This is a genomic window from Shewanella sp. NKUCC01_JLK, assembly GCF_019345615.1.
GTDB classification, from domain to species: domain Bacteria; phylum Pseudomonadota; class Gammaproteobacteria; order Enterobacterales; family Shewanellaceae; genus Shewanella; species Shewanella oncorhynchi.
The window spans coordinates 176,317-198,206 of sequence record NZ_JAHKRD010000007.1 but is presented as its reverse complement, the minus strand read 5'-3'; the positions used below and the strand labels follow the sequence as shown (position 1 = coordinate 198,206).

The 21,890-nt window shown below is 45.9% G+C and carries 17 protein-coding genes; 7 read left to right on the top strand and 10 right to left on the bottom strand.

From position 1 onward, the window contains the following. The first annotated feature begins 59 nt into the window (after positions 1 to 59). From folX to gltS, 3 genes are all read left to right on the top strand, one after another. Entirely contained in the window at positions 60 to 422 is a 363-nt protein-coding gene (gene folX / locus KO537_RS09730; RefSeq protein ID WP_105252131.1) for a dihydroneopterin triphosphate 2'-epimerase, read from the top strand. A gap of 87 nt (positions 423 to 509) precedes the next feature. Then, positions 510 to 1,403, top strand: a complete 894-nt coding sequence (locus KO537_RS09725; protein ID WP_219234381.1) for a TIGR01777 family oxidoreductase — start codon at positions 510 to 512, stop codon at positions 1,401 to 1,403. 532 nt (positions 1,404 to 1,935) lie between these two features. After that, positions 1,936 to 3,159 carry a sodium/glutamate symporter gene (gltS, locus tag KO537_RS09720; protein ID WP_113940752.1) on the top strand — a complete coding sequence of 408 codons (1,224 nt, stop codon included), beginning with the start codon at positions 1,936 to 1,938 and terminating at the stop codon, positions 3,157 to 3,159. 74 nt (positions 3,160 to 3,233) lie between these two features. On the opposite strand, the gene lepB is transcribed toward gltS, so the two are convergent. The 3 genes from lepB to KO537_RS09705 all read right to left on the bottom strand — a co-directional run bounded on the left by lepB (position 3,234) and on the right by KO537_RS09705 (position 7,404). Then, entirely contained in the window at positions 3,234 to 3,896 is a 663-nt protein-coding gene (gene lepB / locus KO537_RS09715) for a signal peptidase I (RefSeq protein WP_219234380.1), read from the bottom strand. A 266-nt stretch (positions 3,897 to 4,162) separates the two neighbouring features. Beyond that, positions 4,163 to 6,673, bottom strand: a complete 2,511-nt coding sequence (locus KO537_RS09710) for an FtsX-like permease family protein (RefSeq protein ID WP_219234379.1) — start codon at positions 6,671 to 6,673, stop codon at positions 4,163 to 4,165. A 2-nt stretch (positions 6,674 to 6,675) separates the two neighbouring features. Beyond that, positions 6,676 to 7,404 (bottom strand): ABC transporter ATP-binding protein, encoded by a 729-nt coding sequence (locus KO537_RS09705; protein WP_028760984.1) that lies wholly within the window; start codon positions 7,402 to 7,404, stop codon positions 6,676 to 6,678. Between the two features lie 52 nt (positions 7,405 to 7,456). On the opposite strand from KO537_RS09705, the gene KO537_RS09700 reads away from it, so the two are divergent. Next, positions 7,457 to 8,056 (top strand): arylesterase, encoded by a 600-nt coding sequence (locus KO537_RS09700; RefSeq protein WP_028760985.1) that lies wholly within the window; start codon positions 7,457 to 7,459, stop codon positions 8,054 to 8,056. A 145-nt stretch (positions 8,057 to 8,201) separates the two neighbouring features. Beyond that, positions 8,202 to 9,269 (top strand): DUF3083 family protein, encoded by a 1,068-nt coding sequence (locus KO537_RS09695; RefSeq protein ID WP_028760986.1) that lies wholly within the window; start codon positions 8,202 to 8,204, stop codon positions 9,267 to 9,269. 87 nt (positions 9,270 to 9,356) lie between these two features. On the opposite strand, the gene sohB is transcribed toward KO537_RS09695, so the two are convergent. After that, positions 9,357 to 10,373 (bottom strand): protease SohB, encoded by a 1,017-nt coding sequence (gene sohB, locus KO537_RS09690; RefSeq protein WP_219234378.1) that lies wholly within the window; start codon positions 10,371 to 10,373, stop codon positions 9,357 to 9,359. A gap of 111 nt (positions 10,374 to 10,484) precedes the next feature. Beyond that, on the bottom strand, positions 10,485 to 12,968 hold the full coding sequence (locus KO537_RS09685) for a VolA/Pla-1 family phospholipase (RefSeq protein ID WP_219234377.1): 2,484 nt from the start codon (positions 12,966 to 12,968) through the stop codon (positions 10,485 to 10,487). Between the two features lie 262 nt (positions 12,969 to 13,230). On the opposite strand from KO537_RS09685, the gene KO537_RS09680 reads away from it, so the two are divergent. Then, positions 13,231 to 13,968: a YciK family oxidoreductase gene (locus KO537_RS09680; RefSeq protein ID WP_028760989.1), complete on the top strand. Its 738-nt coding sequence runs from the start codon at positions 13,231 to 13,233 to the stop codon at positions 13,966 to 13,968. 146 nt (positions 13,969 to 14,114) lie between these two features. On the opposite strand, the gene KO537_RS09675 is transcribed toward KO537_RS09680, so the two are convergent. Together KO537_RS09675 and rluB are read right to left on the bottom strand one after the other, a co-directional pair. Next, positions 14,115 to 15,080: an exo-alpha-sialidase gene (locus KO537_RS09675; protein ID WP_173244122.1), complete on the bottom strand. Its 966-nt coding sequence runs from the start codon at positions 15,078 to 15,080 to the stop codon at positions 14,115 to 14,117. Positions 15,081 to 15,181: 101 nt separating this feature from the next. After that, positions 15,182 to 16,057, bottom strand: coding sequence for a 23S rRNA pseudouridine(2605) synthase RluB (gene rluB, locus KO537_RS09670; protein WP_028760991.1), 876 nt, complete (start codon positions 16,055 to 16,057; stop codon positions 15,182 to 15,184). A 322-nt stretch (positions 16,058 to 16,379) separates the two neighbouring features. On the opposite strand from rluB, the gene KO537_RS09665 reads away from it, so the two are divergent. Beyond that, positions 16,380 to 16,922 (top strand): hypothetical protein, encoded by a 543-nt coding sequence (locus KO537_RS09665; protein WP_219234376.1) that lies wholly within the window; start codon positions 16,380 to 16,382, stop codon positions 16,920 to 16,922. On the opposite strand, the gene KO537_RS09660 is transcribed toward KO537_RS09665, so the two are convergent. The 3 genes from KO537_RS09660 to KO537_RS09650 are packed head-to-tail and all read right to left on the bottom strand — an operon-like array spanning position 16,923 to position 21,886. Further along, the gene (locus tag KO537_RS09660; RefSeq protein WP_219234375.1) at positions 16,923 to 17,633 is read right to left on the bottom strand and encodes a hypothetical protein; all 711 of its coding nucleotides are present in this window, start codon (positions 17,631 to 17,633) and stop codon (positions 16,923 to 16,925) included. 3 nt (positions 17,634 to 17,636) lie between these two features. Beyond that, the gene (locus tag KO537_RS09655) at positions 17,637 to 17,960 is read right to left on the bottom strand and encodes a hypothetical protein (RefSeq protein WP_219234374.1); all 324 of its coding nucleotides are present in this window, start codon (positions 17,958 to 17,960) and stop codon (positions 17,637 to 17,639) included. Beyond that, complete coding sequence (locus KO537_RS09650; RefSeq protein ID WP_219234373.1) at positions 17,957 to 21,886, bottom strand: DUF1983 domain-containing protein; 3,930 nt, start codon at positions 21,884 to 21,886, stop codon at positions 17,957 to 17,959. Before KO537_RS09650 ends, KO537_RS09655 begins: the two co-directional genes overlap by 4 nt. Positions 21,887 to 21,890 lie beyond the last annotated feature (4 nt).

Below are 21,890 nucleotides of genomic sequence, written 5' to 3'. Positions count from 1 at the left end.
GCTAACCCTTGAAACCACTTAACCTCAGAAACTTTAGCTTAAGATAGCCATTTGTCATTATGAAACCAGAAACCGCGATTATACGCATTAAAAACTTAAGACTTCGTACTTTTATTGGCATTAAAGACGATGAAATCCAAAATCGCCAAGACGTGATCATTAATGTCGTGATCCATTATTGTGCCGAACGTGCCCGCAACAGTGACAATGTCGAGGATGCGCTCAATTACCGCACAATCACCAAAAAGATCATTGAACTGATTGAGAATAACCGTTTCTCATTACTCGAAAATCTCACCAGCCAAACGCTGGCCATCGCCAGTGAGCATCCTTGGGTTGAATTTGCCAGTGTCGAAATAGACAAACCCCATGCACTACGCTTTGCCGATTCAGTCTCGATGGAGTTATGTTATCAAAAATAATCTGGCTAAAAATACTCCGACTAAGTGATCGTTGCACACCGCATTTTGGTATATATCCGCAGAGCTTAACCAATTAAGAGAGGTTCCATGAATATACTGATCACCGGCGCAAGCGGCTTTATTGGTCGCCAATTAGTCGAACGACTGGCGCCATATCATCAACTGACGTTATTAACTCGCTCAGTGCAACAAACACAAAAAGTGCTCGGCAATCAGCACCATTACCTCGAGAGTCTCGATGTGCTAAGCAACTTAAATCACATTGATGCCATCGTAAATCTTGCGGGTGAACCCATAGTCGCTAAACGTTGGAGTAAAAATCAGAAGCAACGCATTTGTGATAGTCGCTGGGATATTACGGCAAGATTAACTCAGCTAATACAACAGAGTAGCACTCCTCCTCAGATCATGGTGAGTGGTTCGGCAGTCGGTTATTACGGGCGGCACGATGATAAATTACTCGATGAGTCTAGTGGTGCCCATGTTGAGTTTAGCCATGACATCTGTCGAAAATGGGAGCAAGAAGCGCTAAATGCAACCTCAGAGCACACACGCGTCTGCATTATCCGTATTGGTATTGTGCTAGGTAAAGGTGGTGCCTTAGAGAAAATGTTACCGCCATTTAAACTCGGACTCGGTGGCCCAATTGGCCATGGACGCCAAGGTATGAGCTGGATCCATGTGCAGGATCTCATTTCCCTTATTGATTTTTTACTCACTCAACAACACTGTAAAGGCATATTTAATGCCACAGCACCCAATCCAGTGAGTAACGCTGTGTTTACCAAAGCGCTCGGAAAAGCACTTAATCGCCCAGCGTTAATCACGACCCCACCGCTTGCATTACGCTTAGCGATGGGCGAAATGTCGGAGCTACTGACAGAAGGGCAATTTGTTTACCCCAAACGTGCCCTCGAAGCGGGTTTTCAGTTTCAATTCAGTGATCTTGATAACGCCTTAACAAACGTGTTAGCCAAATAGGCTAGCACGCTAGAGCCTAAACTCAGCTTTAGTATGCTGATAAAATCAGTCGCTGATGCAGGCGGATCTTAGTGCTTAAATCCGCTCAACAACCAGGTATATTGTAGCGTCAATCTTGCCATTATTTTAGCAACACTAGAAAAACAAGAATGTAACATCATGATTTCTATTATGATTTAGCGACAATCCGTCCATTTTCTGCTAAACTCGCCTCCATTCGGTCATAGGAGGCACGCATTAACCGCCTCAGCCTTGACCACAGATAGACTCAGCAACACCTCATAAATAGACAGTTATTTATGCTCAGGAACAGGCTATTTAATCTGCTGTTCTTGGTCTGTAGACCATAAAACGATACACACTCGCGCCTACTCGTCCTTTAAATTTTTTATCGGATTGACACTGATCTGTCCTCGACATCAAGCGCTTAACATCCAGCATTAGCAGGTACTTAATAACAAGATGGGTTACTTCTCATTGGACATTGTGCCCAATGAAACGCCCGCACTAAGACAGTTTGTAAGGAATTTTCATGCACACGACCTATATGATTGGCGAGCTAGAATCATTTTTAATTGCCATTTTCGTGCTGTTTATCGGCCACTCTATCAATCGCCATGTACGTGTCTTCAGGCAATATAATATCCCCGAACCCATAGTGGGTGGCCTAGTTGTCGCCGCGGGAGTCACATTTCTTCACTTTCAAAATATCAGTCTCGACTTCAGCCTATCACTGCAAAATACCTTAATGCTGATGTTTTTTAGCACCATTGGCCTCTCGGCAAACTACAAGCTATTGCTCAGCGGTGGTAAAAAAGTCTTCATCTTTTTAGGTGTGGCCTCAGTGTATATTGTGATTCAAAATGCCGTCGGCGTCAGTTTAGCCAGCCTATTGGGGCTCGATCCCATCATGGGACTTATCGCAGGATCAATTACCCTGTCGGGCGGCCATGGTACCGGCGTCGCTTGGTCACAAACCTTTGCTGAGCGCTACGGTATCAACACCTTAGAGTTTGCTATGGCCGCGGCAACTTTTGGTTTGATCATGGGTGGGATCATCGGTGGGCCCGTCGCGCAGCGATTAATCGGTAAGCATAATCTTGTTTCTCGCTATGGAGTTGGCCGCAAGCATCACAGTGAACATCCGCATTTAGTCACTTATGATCACTTAGAAGAAGACCAAGTCACCGCCAAAACCATATTAGAAACTCTGTTTGTGCTGTTGTTGTGTGTTGCAGGATCAAAATGGCTCACGCTGTGGATCAGCCAATCGGGTATTGCATGGCTAAAAATGCCCGACTTTGTATATGCTCTTTTTCTTGGCGTGCTCATCGCTAATCTCACAGAACTCACCCGCGGTTACAAACCCCATACCGAAAGTATCGATGTGATAGGGACTGTCGCGCTGTCACTCTTCCTCTCAATGGCCTTAATGACTTTAAAATTATGGGAAATTTTTGATTTAGCGATCCCGCTACTGGTGATTTTACTGGTACAAACCGCAGTGTTGGCCATTTTTGCCTATTTCGTGACGTTCAAAGTCATGGGCAGTAATTACGATGCTGCGGTGATCACTGGTGGCCACTGCGGCTTTGGTATGGGTGCAACCCCAACAGCAGTAATGAATATGGGCGCGCTCGTCTCACGCACAGGGCCATCACCCCAAGCCTTTATGGTAGTACCTATCGTCGGAGCCTTCTTTATCGACATAGTTAACTTAATTGTCTTACAGGGCTATCTGAGCTTTATGAAATAGTTGCTTATAACTCAATTACTTAAAAATAAGTCGCCGACTTTGGCGCCCTATTTCATGGTTCAAAATAGTTAAGACTAGAATTCACGCATTAAGCGTTCAGGCCGAGGCAGGTAATAATCATCATAATCAAGGGAGAAAACGACTGAACTTGAACGGCCAACAATCTCATCACGGGGCACGAAGCCAATAACCCGAGAGTCTGCGCTGTTATCACGGTTATCACCCAGTGCTAAATAATGCGCATCCGGCACTGTGACAGGTCCAAAATTGGCAAGCCTTGAGGGTACAGGGTTAAGGCGAATACTGTGGACCATACCGAGTAAATTTTCCTGCATTTCTGTCACATCAGCGGGAGCATAAGCACTCAATGCTTGGGATGTGTAGCTAAGCAGTTCGCCGTTTAAATACAAGCGATTATCCTGCATCATCACAGTATCGCCTGGCACAGCTATTACCCGCTTAATCAGCTTTTTATCGGCCTTTTTCGAGTCAAATACCACAATATCGCCACGAGCAGGATCTGCCAGTTTAACTAATGCGATATGCGTAAATGGCACCCTAAGATCATAAGCCATCTTATTAACAAGAATGCGATCCCCCTCGACGATAGTCGGCAGCATAGAACCCGATGGCACAGTATTCCAATCTGCCACAGCGCTCCTGAACACTAACATTAAGCTGATAAACAGAAAAAAGGAGCGATTATCCTTAAGCAGTTTTGTTATTCCTTTGAACATAATATTCCCTCTATGGCATATATAAGCTAGTCGCTGTTCTCAGTTAGATAGACCCATCGCGTTGCACTAAGTTCTGTTGCTACCTGCTTAAGCACAGATCAATTTGTAAGCCGATGTAAAAAGCATATTCAATTCAAGTGCAGCAGAATCAACCCCATAACAAAAAAGCACTGAGCTTATGTCGCATCAGTGCTTTTAATGTTGGCTCAGCTTGTTGTCTTAATAAGCTTTATGTTTTAGCCCATCAACAGAGTTCACAAACCGCCCTAGCTCCCAGCCTTTAATAGCTCAGAGCAAGATTGGCTGAGCAATTGTCGACAACGCCAAACCCCTAGTAAGGCGACGATTAAGGCTCCAGAAACAGGGGCAATACCCCACCAAGGCCAGTGCATGTATACATTAAGTTCAAATACTTGCGTCTTAAGTAGATATAACGCAAATTCGGCCACAATTACGGCTAACACACCCGCAATACCGCCAAGTAAGGCGAACTCTAAACCCGTTGCACTGCGCAATAACCATCCTGAAGCACCAAAGGTACGTAACACCGCCAGTTCACGTTGCCGAGTTGCCATGCCAGCCTCAGTCTGTGCAATCAAGACTAAGGCACTGGCTAATAACACTAAGGCCAGCACTAAAGACAACGACAGCGACACTTGCTCAATTATCTGCCGCAACTGCCCCACCATAGCGCCAACATCTATGATAGATATCGTCGGAAATTGCTGAATAAGCGCAAGGATCACTGCATCCTTAGGCGTACCATCGGCACTCAGCGCTTGGCCGTTTGTTGCGGGGTCATTTGTTGACTGGTCATTTAAATAAAAACTCGCCATCGAAGTATAAGCAAAAGGCGCGAGCGCTTCTTGAGTGAAAATCATAAAGAAGTTCGGTTGCAGCGTTTCCCAGTGTACGGCACGAATACTGGCAACTTTAACTGTGAGCTCTTGATTATCAATCACGTAAGTCAGCTTATCGCCAAGACCAATACCTAGACGCTCCGCCACGCCGGACTCCACCGACACTTCATCAGCGGCTTGATTAAAATGCCCCTCTAACAGTTCGTTGTTAGCAGGCAGTGTATTGCGCCACGTTAGGTTTAACTCGCGCGAAATGCCCACTCTCCCCTTTTCACCCGCTTCGGACTGTTCATTCGAAATCAGCGCTTCACCATTAATTTGGGTTAACCGGCCACGGATCACCGGATAAATGTCCGTCGCCACTATTCCCTTCGCCGTCATGAAATCATTCAAGGGCTTTGCATCATCAGGCGCAATATTGACAAGGAAATAATTAGGCGCATTTTCGGGCAACTGTTTTTGCCATTCGTTAAGTAAATCTTGTCTTAGCGCTAAAATCGTCAATAACAGTACCAGTGCAGCGCTAAAGCCAACCAATTGCACCGCATTTTGCCGCGCACGACGCCTTAGCCCCGCCAGCGCTAATTGCAAAGGATTGGTAGTCTTCATACCAACACTGTGTCCTGCTCGTATCATCACAAATCCAAGCAGACTTAATAGCGCAGCCAGCAATAGCACAGCCGCGACCACAGTCAGAGTCAAAGTCCAACTTTGGGAATACAAATAGCCCAATAGCGCCATAGCCCCTAGACTCAGTAGCAAATGCAGCCACATACCAAGCTGTAAGCCTTCTAACTGGCGCTGCAACACCCGCAGTGGCGGAATAGCCAGTAAACGCATCAATGGATAAGCCGAAAACATAAAGGCGCTGATAAGCCCTGTGCTGATGCCGAGTAATAATGGTCGTATGAGTGGCGGTGAATAGGCCGCAATTTCGGGTGGCAAGAGATAACTGATCCCAAAATCGAGTAACCCTCCCCCAATAAGACCTAGACCAATTCCCAGTAGCGTTACCAACAATAAATGAGTACCAAACAACAGGCGAATTTGCTTTGCCGAGGCGCCAAAGGTTTTCAGCATGGCCACTACATCGTAATGGCGCTGACAATAACGCTGGGCGGCAATACCTATCGCCGCGCAGGCCAATGCAATGCCCATCAAACTTGCCAGCAGTAAGAAGCGCTCCGCTCGCTTAACGGCTCCCGCAATCGGCGAGTCACCGGATTGCACATCGACCCAACGCTGGGTGCTATTCAAAAGCGGTTTAACACTTTGTTCAAAGGCCGTAAGCGAGGCTTCATCTCCAGCAAATTGATACAGATAAGTCACGCGACTGCCTGGTTGAATAACACCTGTTTTGGCGACATCCTCCATCCGCATCAATACCACAGGCGATGAAGCAAAAGGATTAAAACCTGCGTCGGGTAAGCGGCTGATCTCATTGCTGAGCACAAATTCGCTATTACCTAGTTCGATGGATTTGGGATAACCCAAAAGTCCGCCTAAGCGAGTCTCAAACCAGATTTCGCCCGCTTGAGGTAACGCCTTGGTTTTACCGCTGGTGAGTTCAATATCCCCCTTAAGCGGGTAACCCGATTCTACGGCGCGTACTGTGACTAACTGAAACTTATCTCCCGAATAGACCATGGAATTAAATTGCATGTTAGTCACATGCTTAAGCCCAAGCGCTTCGGCTTTGGATAAAATCGCCGCATCAATTTTAACCGGCGAATCGATAATACGGTCGGCAGCAATAAACTGTGACGCTTGACCACTAATTGCCACTTGCAGACGTTCACTCACCCGCGCCAAGCCACTCACAGACAAAACCGCGAGCGTAATAGCGAGGATAATCAGTAACAATTGTCCCTGCTGTAACTCGCGTTTAAACAGGCGCCATGCCAGACTTAACTCCATTATTAAGCCTCCTTAACATCAGCTAGCAGTTCTGTTTGAGTGATATCTTCCTGTAAATGGCCGTTATCCATCACCAGTTGACGCTCACACCGCTTGGCCAGCAGCAGATCATGGGTAACAAGGACTAAGGTTGTATGGCTTTCTTGATTAAGCTCAAACAACATATCGGCAATCTTATGGCCGTTGACGCTGTCTAAATTGCCAGTTGGTTCATCGGCAAACAAAACTGTAGGCTCACAGATAAAAGCGCGGGCAATCGCCACCCTTTGCTGTTCACCACCCGAAAGCTGTTTGGGTAAATGGGTCAAGCGATGGGATAAACCAACCCGCACCAACATGGCCTGCGCTTTTTCCTTGGCATTGCTCACGCCCGCAAGCTCGGCGGGTAACATGACGTTCTCGAGTGCAGTTAAGGTATCCACTAACATAAAGGATTGAAAAATAAAGCTGACCTTCTGTTTACGCAGTGCCGCTTTTTGCTCCTCATTCAATGGTGATAATGCCACACCATCGAGCCAAATCTCCCCCGACGTAGGCGTATCAAGCGCCGCAAGCAATCCCAATAAGGTGGATTTGCCTGAACCTGATGGGCCGAGAATAGCCACACTCTCACCTTGCTTGACATCTAAGTTAATGCCCTTGAGGATAGTGAGCGTTCCTTCCTGAGTAATCACTGATTTTTCGAGGTTAACAACATTAATGGCACTGTTTTTTAAGATGACGTTAGACATAGGATCCTTCTTATATAAATCGTTCTGGTATCAATCGCTAAGATTAAAATCAATGGCGAAGACCCTAGGGGCATTCATCCTACTGAGTGTACTCATGGTCACGCCCGCTCACGCGGCAAAGATACTGATCCTCGGCGATAGCTTAGGCGCTAGCTACGGCATGGCAGAACAGTCAGGCTGGGTAGCACTACTGCAAAAAAATCTGCCCGAACATCAGTTTACCAATGGCTCAGTGAGCGGCGAAACCACAGCGGGCGGCCTACGCCGATTACCCGCCTTGCTCGATTCTGTTGCTCCCGACCTTGTGGTCGTTGAACTGGGAGGTAATGATGGTTTACGTGGATTCCCCCCAACGCAACTCGAAAATAATCTAATCCAAATCATTACCCTAGCCAAAGATAGCGGCGCAAAAGTGCTGCTGACCGAGATCATGGTACCGCCTAACTATGGCCCTCGCTATACCCAAAAGTTCACCCAAGTGTATCAAGACATATCTAAAACCCAGGATATAGTGTTGATCCCCTTCTTTATGCAGGATATCGCGCCCCATCCAGAATTAATGCAAAGGGATGGCATTCATCCCAACGAAAAGGCGCAAGCTCAGATTGCGGCTTGGATGCAACCATGGATAGAAAATGCGTTAACCCAATAAAATAGCTGCTATTTTAAGCTAACGAACCGCTTACTTAGCTAAACTCATGTTCAACGGATAAAAACGTGTTCTAACGCAAGATTCAGCCTATAGATAAACAGTAAAATTCGTGTTAGCAAATGGTTAACTCAAACAAGGAGTCAATATGTCCCTTAGCCATCAGCAAAAAGTGTACATACCCAAGGAAGCCCGTACAAATCAATACATCACAGCCGAAATCAAGGTGACGGATGAGCTACTCAATCAATATCCCGATTATCAAAGCTGTTATCAAACGTTAAGCCGTTTGATATTTAATTTGGCAGAACAACACGATCTCCGTAATGTTCACGTGATCACTAACGATAAACTGCCAGTAGTGCGTTACCATACCGAAGCATATTGCTTCCAAACCACTGAACAAATTCTATTTTTTTATAACCCAGCCTACCACGAAGCCCAAAACTTATTCTCGCAAGAAAACTATCGCGCCCGTAAACTGCGCATTGTGTTTCTCGCCACAGGTGACGATATTCGCAGTAATTCCGCCAGTTTCCATATCAAGGTGCGTGAGTTACTCACTGAATTAATGCCCTTAATGCCAATAAGCGATCTTAAGGTTAAGGTCCGCGACCATCAGCATTTATCCTATGATCTGTTCGCAAAAGCTAAGGGCTATAAAGAAACCTATGGTTATAAACTGCGCGCCATCGGCCCAAGATATAAAGCCAGAAAGTGCGAATTACCAGAGAACGTTAGCTCTCTCACCTATGTGACTGTGAGCTTGCCGCTGAGTCGCAAACTCAAACAGGGTTTATTACCTGACTCAGCCACTGACTTTACGCCTTTATATCAGCATCTTGAAGACTGCTTCCTCAAAGCGGCAGCTAATAGACAGCTGACACGCCTTGCTATGATAGCGAACGGCTTAACACCGCTTGTGCGTAACAGTAAGTTTGAAAAGCTCGACAGCAAAGCCGAAGTACAAATGATAGGGTTCGATCCTAATGCGACTGAGCAACAAGTTATCCGTCGCTGGGATGCCGATAACTTAGTCGAAGCCGCGCACTTTACCATAGTGGCAGGTACTAAGGATTGTGACGATTCGGGTTTCGGTCGCTTTATGAACAATGTTGAAACAGCCCTGAAGGCCTTTGCTGCGGACATAGGTGTCGATCCGGAGCGTGAAGATCTCATCGTACGCTTCCATCAACATATCAGCTATCAAATCTAACCCACTTCGGTATTAGCCGCGAAAGCTAAGCAAATGAAAACGCCTGCAAATGCAGGCGTTTTTACTTTTATTCACCAATAGACAGAATTACATAGGACGATTTTTTTCTATGAGGCGATTGAAAATAGCGTTCACAGACAAAGAAGCACCGTGGGCAATTTTATCGGCAAGTTTCTTTCTCACCTGATAACGTATCTTGTACACAGTACGCTCTGTGGCGAGTGACATTATCACATCATCGCTGGTCGAAATCGCATCAACTAAACCTAATTCAATAGCTTGCTGACCGTACCAATGCTCGCCAGTGGCGACTTTCACTAAATCCAACTCAGGGCGATACTTACCAACAAACGCTTTAAATAAGACGTGGGTTTCTTCGAGTTCTTCTTGAAACTTCTGTCTTCCCTCATCGGAGTTTTCACCAAATACTGTCAAGGTGCGCTTAAAATTACCGGCCGTATGTTGCTCATAATCAATTTCATGCTTTTTCAGCAGGCGATTAAAGTTAGGCAGTTGAGCAACAACACCAATAGAACCAACAATGGCAAAAGGTGCAGCATAAATTTTATTCGCTACACAAGCCATCATATAGCCACCACTGGCGGCGACTTTATCAACACAGACAGTCAATGTAATATCAGCTTGACGTAAGCGATCTAACTGGCTGGAGGCTAAACCATAACCATGCACCATACCACCGCCACTCTCTACATTGACAACCACTTCATCGCCTTTTTCTGCGATAGCGATAATTGCACTGATTTCTTCACGCAGTGATGCAACCTCAGCGGCATCGATACTGCCCTTAAAATCAATCACGAACACTTTGCCCGTGCAGGCTTCATCTGCGGCTTTGTCTTTTGCCTTTTCGTCAGCTTTTAATTGCTTTTCATAGGCTTTGAATTGTTTCTTTGACAGAAGTTCTTCTTTTAAGCCATGCTTAAGTTCTTCTAACTCTTCAGACAAGTTAGTGATCCTCAGCTCGCCCTTATCTGACTTGTGTTTTACAGTGGAAGCCAACACAACAATAATAACGGCAACGATTGCGACCACTATTGTGACGGCTTTCGCCAAAAACATTCCATACTCGTATAAAAATTCCAAAGTGTTCTCCGTTAGGGCGTTACATCATTCAGTCAATTGCGCGCTATTCTAACAGCCTAAAGGCCCATAAAAAAACCCAGCAAAGGCTGGGTTTTTCCGATTAAGGCAAGATTAGTTAGGACAAGTCGCAATGACCCCACTGTTTGTCACTAAAATCGTCACGTCGTCCTTACCTGCAGTAGCAGCATAGGTTGCCACTTGAGTCTGCATTTCAACCGTGGCAGCCGCGGCCATACCATCCGTTGATTCCTTTTCTTTAGGATCAACAATCGAACTGTGGTGACCTTTAGCGAAACGCACAACGCCATGACCTTTGCTCGTGCTATCGGCACAAGGTAGCCCGATGGCAGCGATCAGCGGCTCAGTGCCCGATAATGGGAAGTTATCGACGCGATTAGGCAGCACTTGATCTGCTAAGTTACCGTTACCATCACCCGCCACTTCAATTAAGTGCACAGGTAAGCCAGTCGCTTTTAACATAGCAGCATGGTTAACAGGATCTGCAGAATCTACCGCTGTTTGAACCGCAAAGGCAAACGTCGGAATAAATTGGGCATATACCCCCTGCACCAGTGCCGCATATTCAGGGCTACCAGGCTCATAACCTGCTGTATTAGCCGCATCGACCTGTGCTTGGAAAGTTGCAGATGCCGTAATATTACTAAACAGTACTGGGCCAAAGGTTGCAGAACCTGCGAATGATCCTGCTAATCCACCTGCTGGCGCAACTAAGGATACAGCATTGATAGCATAAGCATTTGGCAAGGCATCGCCGGTTGCTGGATTCTTCATGCCTGTGCTGGCATAGGTCGCAAAATCGGTGCCCACAATGGCGCCTAAACTCAGACCTTGAGCACTGATTTTAGTCACATCAAATACTTGCGGCTGACCTGCTTGTGCTAAGCCCTGTGCTAAGCCCGTAAGGGCAAGACGCACCCCTAAATGGTCCATCGTCGCTTGACGGAAGTTATCTCGCACCGACAAAGTGCTAGAAATATTCACAAACACCAACGGGTTACCATTTTTAAAGGCGTCCGGTTTACCGACAACTGCACCGAAGGCAGGATCTGTCGCAGAGACTTCATAAATACCATCACCGTTAGCATCGAATGAACGCGCACCGTGAAGTGGCATATCAATAGCCACAGTCGCAACCCCCATTGCTGCATACGTGCCGGCATAGGCCAATGACATTTCTTTACCGCCGCCTAAACCATGCAGTGCGATTGTTGTTGGCCAACCAGATGTAGGAGGAATAAACTCACGACCTTGCTGTTGATAAAAAGCGGCCAATTTCGTTGCATTGGGCATAGAAATCAGCACAGATACTGTTTCATAACCTTTGATTGCTGGAATAGGATTGAATTTAGTCAGATGTTTGGTTTTATCAACTGCCGTACCATCGTCTAAAACCCATGTTTTACCCGCCATTAACGAGGGATTGGCTAAAGCATCAGCAGGGTTGGCAATACCATTAGCCACCGCTTGCATACCAAAATTATTCTGGCTGAGTGTGCCCGCTTGCAGTGCTAGTAGCACAGAGACAGGGCTATCACCTTGTGCTTTCCAATGACCATTAATTAATGGTTTACCTTCAGCGGATAAACAACCAACTGAAGAACAATCACCGTAAATAGGCAGTTTAATTTTTGCCGTATACACATCAGCCAAGTTTGCGGCAACATAGGCAGCTCCAGCAGCTGGTGTTAAGCCCGCCACTTGAGCCACAGTCAATCCAGTCGGTGTTGGCATCTGGGCAAAGCTTGGTGCATAGGGAGCACCCTTCGCCATCAGCAATTTGGTGGTTTCATAGACGTTAGCAACAGACTGAGTGGTAAATAAGCCAGAGTAACTGATGGTTAAAGGATCGACCTTATGGGCCGCAGCAATCCCTTTCTCATAACTGTTCACTAAGGTTTGCAGCATCAATTGATCTGGCGTTTCTAAAGGTAACGTATTGATATCCAGCTTCAACAAACCATAGGTCGTTGAAGGAGCGATACCACGACCTTCAGAATCTTGAATAAGATTCGTTGTCGCATAAATATAAGATTGCCCGGCTTTGAGTGGCTTAAGCGGAATTATCACCACTTTTTTGCCCGAAGCGGTTGATATAAAGTCAACGCCAAACTGCAACTCAGCGCCCACTTTACAGGCTGAAACTGACGGTTTAGCCTTACATTCGGGATCAGATGATAATGCGCCGCCTACTGTGGCTTCAAACATTCTGACAGCACCCGGTTGCGCAACCGATGCCGCCATTAAGGTTAGCGGTGTACCGTCATGTTTTTTCGCCAAATCGATATCAATAGAAATCGGTGATGTTGTCGACCACCCATCTAACGCCCCAAGCGCTATTTGTGGATCAACATAATTGCCCGAGCTTTCACCCGGAATTGATAATGTGCCATCTTTGGTGCCACTGAACAGCAAATCATTCGGTAATGGAACTTTTGAATTAGCAGGGTCGAACACCATGTGCGATTCAGGGATGAGCACTTCTGTCTTATCCTTGAGTTCATTAAAACTGTCCTCACCACATCCTGTGAGGCCCAGTGCAGATGCAATCGCAACACCCAAAATGAGTCTTTTCATCTTTTTTCCCCAAATCTTGTTGTAATAGTTTTGTTTTCCCCAAGAAATTAGTCACAATAGCTTTTAGATCTGTGACCAATAGGGCTTATGTTAGCCCCTAACTCATTTCAAGTTAACGTAAAAATATTGAGTTAGCCACAAGTTTGTCACAAAGATTTTAGCTATTGATAACAAAGTTTCATTCATTTGTTTGAAACATGCGTTTATCACTTCGGCGACTCTAGAAGTGGCGGGCATTCTCGCCAAGAGGAAAAAGAGACTCATGTTGGAATATCAAGCAGCAAAAGATTTACTCAAGGGCAAGACAATTTTAGTCACAGGCGCTGGTGCTGGCATAGGCCGAACCGCCGCCATTGAGTTTGCAAAACACGGCGCCACTGTGATTTTACTTGGTAAAACAGTGAAAAAATTGGAAGCAGTTTACGACGTAATAGAACAAGCCGGTTATCCCAAACCTGCCATAGTGCCATTGGATCTTAAGGGCGCAACGGAACAAAATTATCGCGATATGGGCGATACCATAGCCGAGCAATTCGATCATTTAGACGGCTTATTACATAATGCTAGCTTACTCGGTGCCTTAGGTCCGTTTGAACACATAGATATTCCATCACTCGAAGACGTGCTCAAAGTGAACGTCACGGCCCAAGTCATGCTAACTAAAGCATTACTACCTGTGATGCGCCAAGCACCCAGTGCATCGATTATCTTTACGTCGAGCAGTGTGGGTCGTCAAGGCCGCGCTTATTGGGGACCTTATGCCTTCTCTAAGTTTGCCACCGAAGGCATGATGCAAGTTCTCGCCCATGAATGCGATGGCACCTCAGTTCGAGTTAACAGCATCAATCCTGGAGCTACCCGCACTGAGATGCGCGCTAAAGCGTACCCTGCAGAGAATCCACTGGATCTCAAAACCGCTGAAGAGATCATGCCGACCTATCTCTATTTGATGGGGCAAGATTCTAGTGCCGTCAACGGACAGCAGTTTAACGCACAGTAATCGAATCGCTTATTGAGTTTCTGCCGGTATGATTCAGCAATATTAAAGGGCCTATTTATGGCTCTTTATTATTTTAGATATTCTCAAAATGAAACCCAGAACTTGTCGATGATATTAAGTACGACAAAGATACCGCACCGCCAATCCTAGCTTAACTGAATTTTTGCAAAATAAATCATCGTTTTAGCTTTGGCGACTTTGTTTGACTCATCAAGCGAATTTTGTGTATCCAGCTGTGAGTCAGCTAACTCATGGCTGGAGTAATAACTTACCCACAACTCATTTCCGTCAATCACAACGCCCGCATAACTGGTATCGCCCTTCGATGGCAGTGTCAGTAGTTCTTGAACCACGCCAGTATCTGGATGAATTTCAACTAAAGCCGTACGAACTTGCTCATCGTATAAACGCACTACAGCCAACAAACGGGATTGATACATCAACATCACTGGCCCACCAATGCGCTTATCGAGTTCTTGCCATTGCCAATCAGTGAATGGCATTTGACTGCGGCCGAGTAAACCGACAAATTCTGGGCCCCATACGGGATCGCGCCTCAATAGACAAAAGCCGTTTTCTTGATGAAAAACAATGGCAGTTTCGTTGACATAACCTTGATTATTAAACACCTTTAACCAAGTCTCAAACTGCACCCCATCATCACTTTTATACAAGCGGGTATCGCCATCAGGCCCAGCGCGATAACCCACGCCATAGAGTGCATTTTGATGCTCGGTTAAGCGCCATAACCAATAGCCTTTATCCGCGACTTTTAACGCATCCGACCACGCTAGCCCATTGGCTGAGCGCCAAAGATGTGATTGTAAGCCGGACTTATCGTGTAAAGTCCCGCCGCCGAGTAAGAGTAATTCCCCTTGATACTCAATCAGTTTGCCATCGCGTAAATCCGCCTCATCCGAACGGATCAGCGCCACGCTCTGCCAAGTGTCACCTAAATCCGCTGAGCGTAGAATTCGTAGCGCACCATCGGGTGACACATGGGCTGTCCCTTCACGGAAAACGCAAAACAGTGCCCCCTGAAACGTGATTAAATCGGTAAACGCATTATGGGCAGCGTGTTCCCAAATCCGTTTCACTGAAATTAGCTTCATTCATTCACTCCTCAATCCAACTGAGACTTGTTATAACATAGCTGCAAATAACAGAAAGCAAAAAGGCCGCTTAGCGGCCTTTTTCATTGGGATAAAACAACTTAGCTACGCTGACGCGATGGCTTAGGTTTTCCCGAACCGGTCACTTTATGCTTACGTACGGCGCGGCGAATTTTAGCACTCTTCACCTGAGCACGGGCTACGCTGTGTTTATCGGCAGCAAGCATAGTACGAGTTTCGGGCTCAAGACCCGCCAGTTTACGCAAGTAGTTAACTTGCTCTACGGGCAATTCAACCCAGCCACCGCGAGGCAGTGATTTTGGCAGTTCGACCATACCATAACGAATACGGATCAAACGGCTCACCTGCACTTCTTGGGATTCCCACAAACGGCGCACTTCACGGTTGCGACCTTCGCGTAAACACACATGCCACCACTGGTTCATGCCTTCGCCGCCCGCTGGCTTGATGCTATCAAACTGCGCAGGGCCGTCTTCTAACATGACGCCAGTACGTAAACGTTGCACTGTCGCTTCAGGGATTTCACCAAAGGTACGCACTGCGTATTCGCGGTCGACTTCGTTCGATGGATGCATTAAACGGTTCGCCAACTCACCATCTGACGTAAACAACAATAAGCCTGAGGTGTTAATGTCTAAACGACCCACTGCTACCCAGCGTGAATCACGCACTTTAGGTAAGCGATCGAATACCGTTGGACGGCCTTCAGGATCTTTACGACTACAAATTTCGCCTTCAGGTTTATGATATGCCAGCACACGGCAAATCACGTCTTCGGCAGACTTTAACGAAATGGCTCTGCCATCGATACGCACTTTAGCATCAGCTTCAATACGATCCCCAAGGCTAGCAATTTCACCATCAATACTAACTCGGCCTGCAGCAATCCATGCCTCCATCTCACGACGGGAGCCATGGCCTGCACGGGCCAAGACTTTCTGCAATTTTTCACTCATTAGTTAACTCTTTACTAGTATTCTTTTTAAAAACAAGGAGTTTATCACCTCGCTTTTTGTATATTTTGTTTGTATGTACGCAGTGATGTACACAATTCCAAAAGTGACCTAATTATACGCGCTATGCATTGTTGGCGCAAAGTTACATTAAAAATCAGACAACCTCACATTAATGGTAGTGATATTTTCATGTTGGATAATTTTGAAACTAAGTGAAAATGAGGGAATGCGGAAGGCAAAGGCTAAATACTTATTACTATATAAACAATATGTTATTCTAACTATTGATTGTGCTAGATAAATTACTTAAGAGAGGGTGCTCATGAAACGTTTAGCAATTGCGGCTTTAATGTTTTCACTCGCAGGATGCAGTGGTAGCGGAGATGATGACGCGGGTGCAGATATCAAAAATTTGATTTCTAGCACAAATGCGGTTGACGGGAAAAGTGTTCGACCAAGTGATGCTGATTTACCGCTTGTGATAAAAGTGGAGTCACAGTCTTCCGATATCGACAAAATTTTGCTGTCGTTAGAACGTATTGAACAAGTTGCCGGCTATCAGATCATTCGATATTCAAATGGTACCGAGCAGCCAGATATCACCATTAGATCATCAACTGTTGGTTGTATCACTTCAATTCCGCTTGGTAATTGGCAATACACTATTAAAGTTGGTGATATGGCATCTTGCCCTAATTTCACTTTTGATTTGGTTGCTTATAAAATTTTTGGCTTGAATCGAACTAACAAAGACACTTACCGAGTACTTAAAGCTCAGAGCGCATTGGCTGATAGCGCTCTGGCTACAATTTACAATAATCCCCCGAACACACCAGTTTCTGAGCTAAGCGTAATCAATAAATAATTACTGAGGGAAGCTTCCCAAGTTAGTGAACTGCTCATAGTACGATGCGTCGATAACTGCGTAATTCATTGTGTCTGCTGGTTGATAACGTGATGGGCCACCGCGTGGCCCTTGCGTTTGTAATGTCCATCCGTGCTGATACCCTTCCTCTGTGCTGTTGTAAAATCCATTGAATCGTGAAAACTCGACAAAGTACTGCCCAGGCGTTCCGGCATACTCTGCCTCAACTCTTGCAATTGTTGGTTTGCATGCAGGCTTAAAGCTGCAATTAGTTCTGTGCTTACCTTGAGAGTAAATGACTTCTCCGAGCAATTTTATAGACACTGGTGGACGAGCACTATGAAACCGTACATTACCTAAGGTGTCATAAATCGCTAGTCCATATTTTGGTAAGTTGATCGCTTTAGCAGAAGCAAATACATAAATTCGTGCGGTACCTGAATACATCCAAGAACTAACCCATCCCCTCCAAGTACTAGCATTGCCATCAAGAATAACGTGTACAGCCCTTAGGTAAGGGTACTGTTCACCTTGGGTATTGCAATAGGTATAAATTTGAATATCGTAACCAACCGGAATACCAAATAGGTCGATATAAGTATCTGTCCCATTGGTGTGAGTGACATCCTTATAGCCCCAATAAAGGAAAGTCGTTTCATAGGTACCTAAAAACAGTGACAGGTCTTTATTGCGAATTTCTAAGCCGTACATAGATCACCGAGAGTAAAAGAATGAAAGTAAGAGATTGCTAGCACCAAAGGCATCTTGTTCCAGCTCAAACGTCACAGTGTTACCAGAGATTGTTAGGCTATTTATTTTGACTCTAAAAGTACTGCCTAATGATACCTCTTGATCTGGTGTGCTTCTTTCTAACCCCCATACAAATGAAAGCTTTCCTCCAACGCCATTTGATGGAAGTGTGACAGAGTGAACGCCAGGGAAAAGGTCTTTAACCATCAGCACCCAAAACAGATTGTATGGCGTTGCACTGTAAAGCACTTCTTTCCCGCCGTTATAAACAGCTAGTCCATAACTCATGTTAATTTACCCATTCGGCTTACAAGGTTTCCATCAGGATCATAGACATCGATTCTATTATTTGAAATTTGCATGCGTCCTTGACCAGCTGTAGAACCATTAATCTCAAATACGCCAGCTTTATCCAGTTTCCATCCTGTTGTTTGCGCAACGTAGTTTGTTGATTGGATATAACTGCCGATCTTGGCATTAGTGATAGTGCCATCACCAATAATCGCTGTGTTGATAAATACTTGACCACCTTGCACTGCAAATGGCGTGGTGATGGTCGATGTACCAGATATTTGATTAATGATTGCAAATCTGTCTGCGGTAAATAGAACTTGAGATTGGATCCCTTCTGGCGTGTTCTCAATACCTATTGCCATGCCCGCGCCATAGTATTTACCGTCAGCGGTCACGCCAACTTTTACTGAATACATCGCTTGCAGCTTTCCATCTAACTCTACCAAGGCGGTTGATGTTTGCTGCACAGCTGCAGTATTCGATCCTGCTGTGGCTTGTACCGTATCAATTCTTTGGCCTAAGGCGCTATCAGCATTTGTACGAGCGGTTTGCTCTTGCTGAATGGCTACAGTATTTGCCCCTGTAGTTGCTTGCACTGTATCAATACGTTGGCCTAAGGCGCTATCAGCATTTGTACGAGCGGTTTGCTCTTGCTGAATGGCTACAGTATTTGCCCCTGTAGTTGCTTGCACTGTATCAATACGTTGGCCTAAGGCACTATCAGCACTTGTACGAGCGGTTTGTTCCTCTTTTATTAGTGCAGCATTTCCAGCGGTTGTCGCTGATATAGTGAGGAGCTGACTTGCCAATGACTCATCTGCAGTCGTTCTTGCTGTTCTTTCTGCAATAATCGCAGCAGTATTTTGACCAAGGGTTACGGCGACAGCATCAATACTCTTAGCTAATGCTTCATCAGCTGATGCTCTGGCATATTGTTCAGACCATACGCCAGCAAATACCATTGTTGTTCCGGCATTCCAACTGATGTCACCAGCGAGTGGTGGGTTAACTTGCGCATAAATGCCATCTATTCGTGATGTTTCTGCCGTCAATTTCCCATCAATATTTTCTATTGATGACTCAACCGTATCAACACGCAAAGTTAACGCCACCAGCGCTTCACCAATAGATGAGTATTCACCTATTTTCGTCCAATACGTTGCATTAGTTGGCAATGTACCTGCAGGCACATCATGTTTTGCGGTATAGAGTTTGCCTTGATATTTTACTAGCTGACCAGTGAGATAAGCGGTACCGCTATCCCATTCTGCTGCACCAGTGATATCGGCAATTTCAGCCTGCATTTGCTCAATTTGATTTTGAGTTTGATCTAGCGTTGTTTGTATATCGGGGATTTTATCGGTTTCAGTTTTTAGCGTAGGGATCAGCTCTATTTCACTGAGCAACTCCTGCCCTAGTGCTGAAGATGTAATGCGCTCGCTGAAATACGCATCATATTGCGATTGATCTGTCGATGATTGACCGCTGACAAATCCTGACCATGGTCCCACGTTGCCTGTGCGATCGACTAACCGAGCCCTAAACCAAAAATTAGCGCCTGCACTTAATCCCGTCATGGTGTGAGTTGCAATTGGGTAAGCAAAATCACCCAATTTAATCATGCCGCTTTCGCTGTTATTGGGCCCGTACTCAAGCTCGGTACGAAGCGTGTCTTCTGCTCCTGCAGGGAATAACCAATTTAAGCCGATACCAAACACTAATGGTGTGGCAGTGAATGAAGCTACCGCAGGAGGCAGTCCCGTTTTACCTGTGATGTTGGTCAACGCTGATGACTTTGGTACCGACGAAACATCAACTGAGTTAATTGCACGAACTCTAGCAATATATTGCCCGGTGTAAACGCCACGGATATCGACTGATGTACTGCTGGTTTTTGGCAGTTTTATCCACTCGCCAGAGTCTTTGCGCCATTCAACTTCGTATGCAACCGCATTTTTTGCCGTATCCCATTGAATAGTCATAGTAGTGACTGCGAGTGTTTGCTCGGTGAATACTGACTGTGAAATGGTGACAGTAGCCGGAGCTTCTTGGGCACCGATCGGCAACTTGCTTATAGGGCGTTCTTCTAACCGTGCGCCTGTATCGATATACGGATATTTGCTTGGGTTGTGCTCAACTGCTGTGATCTCGTACTCAATGCTATCGCTGTTGGCTTTGGCGACACGCAGAACTCTAAATTGCTGCAGCTTTAGCTCATCTGATTCAACCGACCATAGCAGTTGCGGCAGTGGCGTTTCGCTGTACTCGGTTGTTACCTTCACCACACGACCATTAACGGCCTCAATAGTACGCGCCTGCGCTTTACCGCTGGGTAAGTTGATGATGAGTCGATCATTAACCGCAATTGTGACTGCACGATCTAAAGTGATCTGCTTGCCATTAACGGCCGAAATTCGCCCACCAATACGACTACCTGCAATAAGTTGGTCTGCAATTCCAATCACAAAGCCAGGTAATGGGATGCTGCCATCCATGCCTACTTTAAAATTGACTGCTCGGTCATTGTTATTGGTATAAATGGCCCACTTGCCGCGGCGCTGCGCTTCTGATTCGCGGGTGCAACCTAAGGCCGATAATTCGATCACGTTGTCGCCATAGCGGCGCTGTAATGATTGATCTGATACAGAGGTAACATCGGATTCATAAGCATTATCAGGGTTATCCCAGCTGATTATTGCTCGAGTGTATTTAACTTTTTCGCTGCTTGATGAATAGCTAAATTTGCCATCGATCACATTGCTATTGTTATAAATGAAATCCATATCGCGCGGCATGTCGGCCACTGAGTACATTTGGCCGTTTGACCAATATGTCATACCCCGATAGATAGACGCTAAATCGCGCAATACCTGCCACGCTTCAGTAGCTTGCTGAATGTAGATGTTGCAAATATAGCGCGGCTCCATACCGCCTTTGCCATCAGGAACCAGCTGATCGCAATATTGTGCAATCTGGTAAAGCTCCCACTTGTCCACCAGCGCAGCATTAATCCTGCGACCAGTGCCAAAGCGGTCATCGAGGATGATGTCGTAACTCACCCATGCAGGATTATCGGTCCATGCAATTTTAAAGCTGCCATCCCACACGCCAGCATAATCACGAGTCAGTGGATTGTAGTTAGTGGGCACCTTTACTTTGCGCATAAAGGGCTCGCAGGAGATCACTGGGATGTTTTGGAATTGGCTGGCGTCGAACTCGACATATAACAGTGCCGTATTGGGGTACTTTAGCTTGCGGTCAATCACATCGGTTATGGCCGCAATTTGCATTAAATCAGCGACACGATTGTTGTTTTGATTTGGGGTAAGTCGGCGAATACGGATTTGCCAGCCACTGCCAGTTGGCAAGTCAATGCGGTGGCTGCGCTCGTATGGTTGAGTGGTTTTGCCATCAACCGCTGTGCTTAACACGGTTTGATAGCTGCCGCCGTCAGTGGATAGATCAATGGCGTATGCAATGCGATAGCCGTTTACATCACCGTTATCGAGCTGTTGTTGCAGTGCTGGCCAGCGAAAGCGCACACGTACAGCAGAGAGTAATGAGTTAGTGATGGCGCGGGTGTAAGGTTGATCTGATTTTAACTCAATACCTAAGGCTACTTCGTTTTCAACAGATGGCAGTCCGGGGATGTAAGTTTGATGCGCAGTGCCTGGGCGAAAGTCCCAAATAACACCGGGGAAGTTTTCGGCGCCATTAGGATCCAGTAGTGGCGTACCATCTAAAAAGACATTCTGTCCAGATAATTGGCCTTCAAACTCCCCTTCACCGATCGCCAGTAAGATTTTGGCTTTAGCGATTGAGCGCAGATCATCAGGGGATTCGACAGGCGAACGCTGCTCACCTTCACCCGCTTTAGCGCCATGAATAGTCAGTTGTTGATTTAATGCAGGAATACCCATGCTG

Bases quoted from the DNA above. Each gene is read 5' to 3' on its own strand.
- folX (WP_105252131.1), top strand. From the start codon at position 60: ATGAAACCAGAAACCGCGATTATACGCATTAAAAACTTAAGACTTCGT.
- KO537_RS09725 (WP_219234381.1), top strand. From the start codon at position 510: ATGAATATACTGATCACCGGCGCAAGCGGCTTTATTGGTCGCCAATTA.
- gltS (WP_113940752.1), top strand. From the start codon at position 1,936: ATGCACACGACCTATATGATTGGCGAGCTAGAATCATTTTTAATTGCC.
- lepB (WP_219234380.1), bottom strand. From the start codon at position 3,896: ATGTTCAAAGGAATAACAAAACTGCTTAAGGATAATCGCTCCTTTTTT.
- KO537_RS09710 (WP_219234379.1), bottom strand. From the start codon at position 6,673: ATGGAGTTAAGTCTGGCATGGCGCCTGTTTAAACGCGAGTTACAGCAG.
- KO537_RS09705 (WP_028760984.1), bottom strand. From the start codon at position 7,404: ATGTCTAACGTCATCTTAAAAAACAGTGCCATTAATGTTGTTAACCTC.
- KO537_RS09700 (WP_028760985.1), top strand. From the start codon at position 7,457: ATGGCGAAGACCCTAGGGGCATTCATCCTACTGAGTGTACTCATGGTC.
- KO537_RS09695 (WP_028760986.1), top strand. From the start codon at position 8,202: ATGTCCCTTAGCCATCAGCAAAAAGTGTACATACCCAAGGAAGCCCGT.
- KO537_RS09685 (WP_219234377.1), bottom strand. From the start codon at position 12,968: ATGAAAAGACTCATTTTGGGTGTTGCGATTGCATCTGCACTGGGCCTC.
- KO537_RS09680 (WP_028760989.1), top strand. From the start codon at position 13,231: ATGTTGGAATATCAAGCAGCAAAAGATTTACTCAAGGGCAAGACAATT.
- KO537_RS09675 (WP_173244122.1), bottom strand. From the start codon at position 15,080: ATGAAGCTAATTTCAGTGAAACGGATTTGGGAACACGCTGCCCATAAT.
- rluB (WP_028760991.1), bottom strand. From the start codon at position 16,057: ATGAGTGAAAAATTGCAGAAAGTCTTGGCCCGTGCAGGCCATGGCTCC.
- KO537_RS09665 (WP_219234376.1), top strand. From the start codon at position 16,380: ATGAAACGTTTAGCAATTGCGGCTTTAATGTTTTCACTCGCAGGATGC.
- KO537_RS09660 (WP_219234375.1), bottom strand. From the start codon at position 17,633: ATGTACGGCTTAGAAATTCGCAATAAAGACCTGTCACTGTTTTTAGGT.
- KO537_RS09655 (WP_219234374.1), bottom strand. From the start codon at position 17,960: ATGAGTTATGGACTAGCTGTTTATAACGGCGGGAAAGAAGTGCTTTAC.
- KO537_RS09650 (WP_219234373.1), bottom strand. From the start codon at position 21,886: ATGGGTATTCCTGCATTAAATCAACAACTGACTATTCATGGCGCTAAA.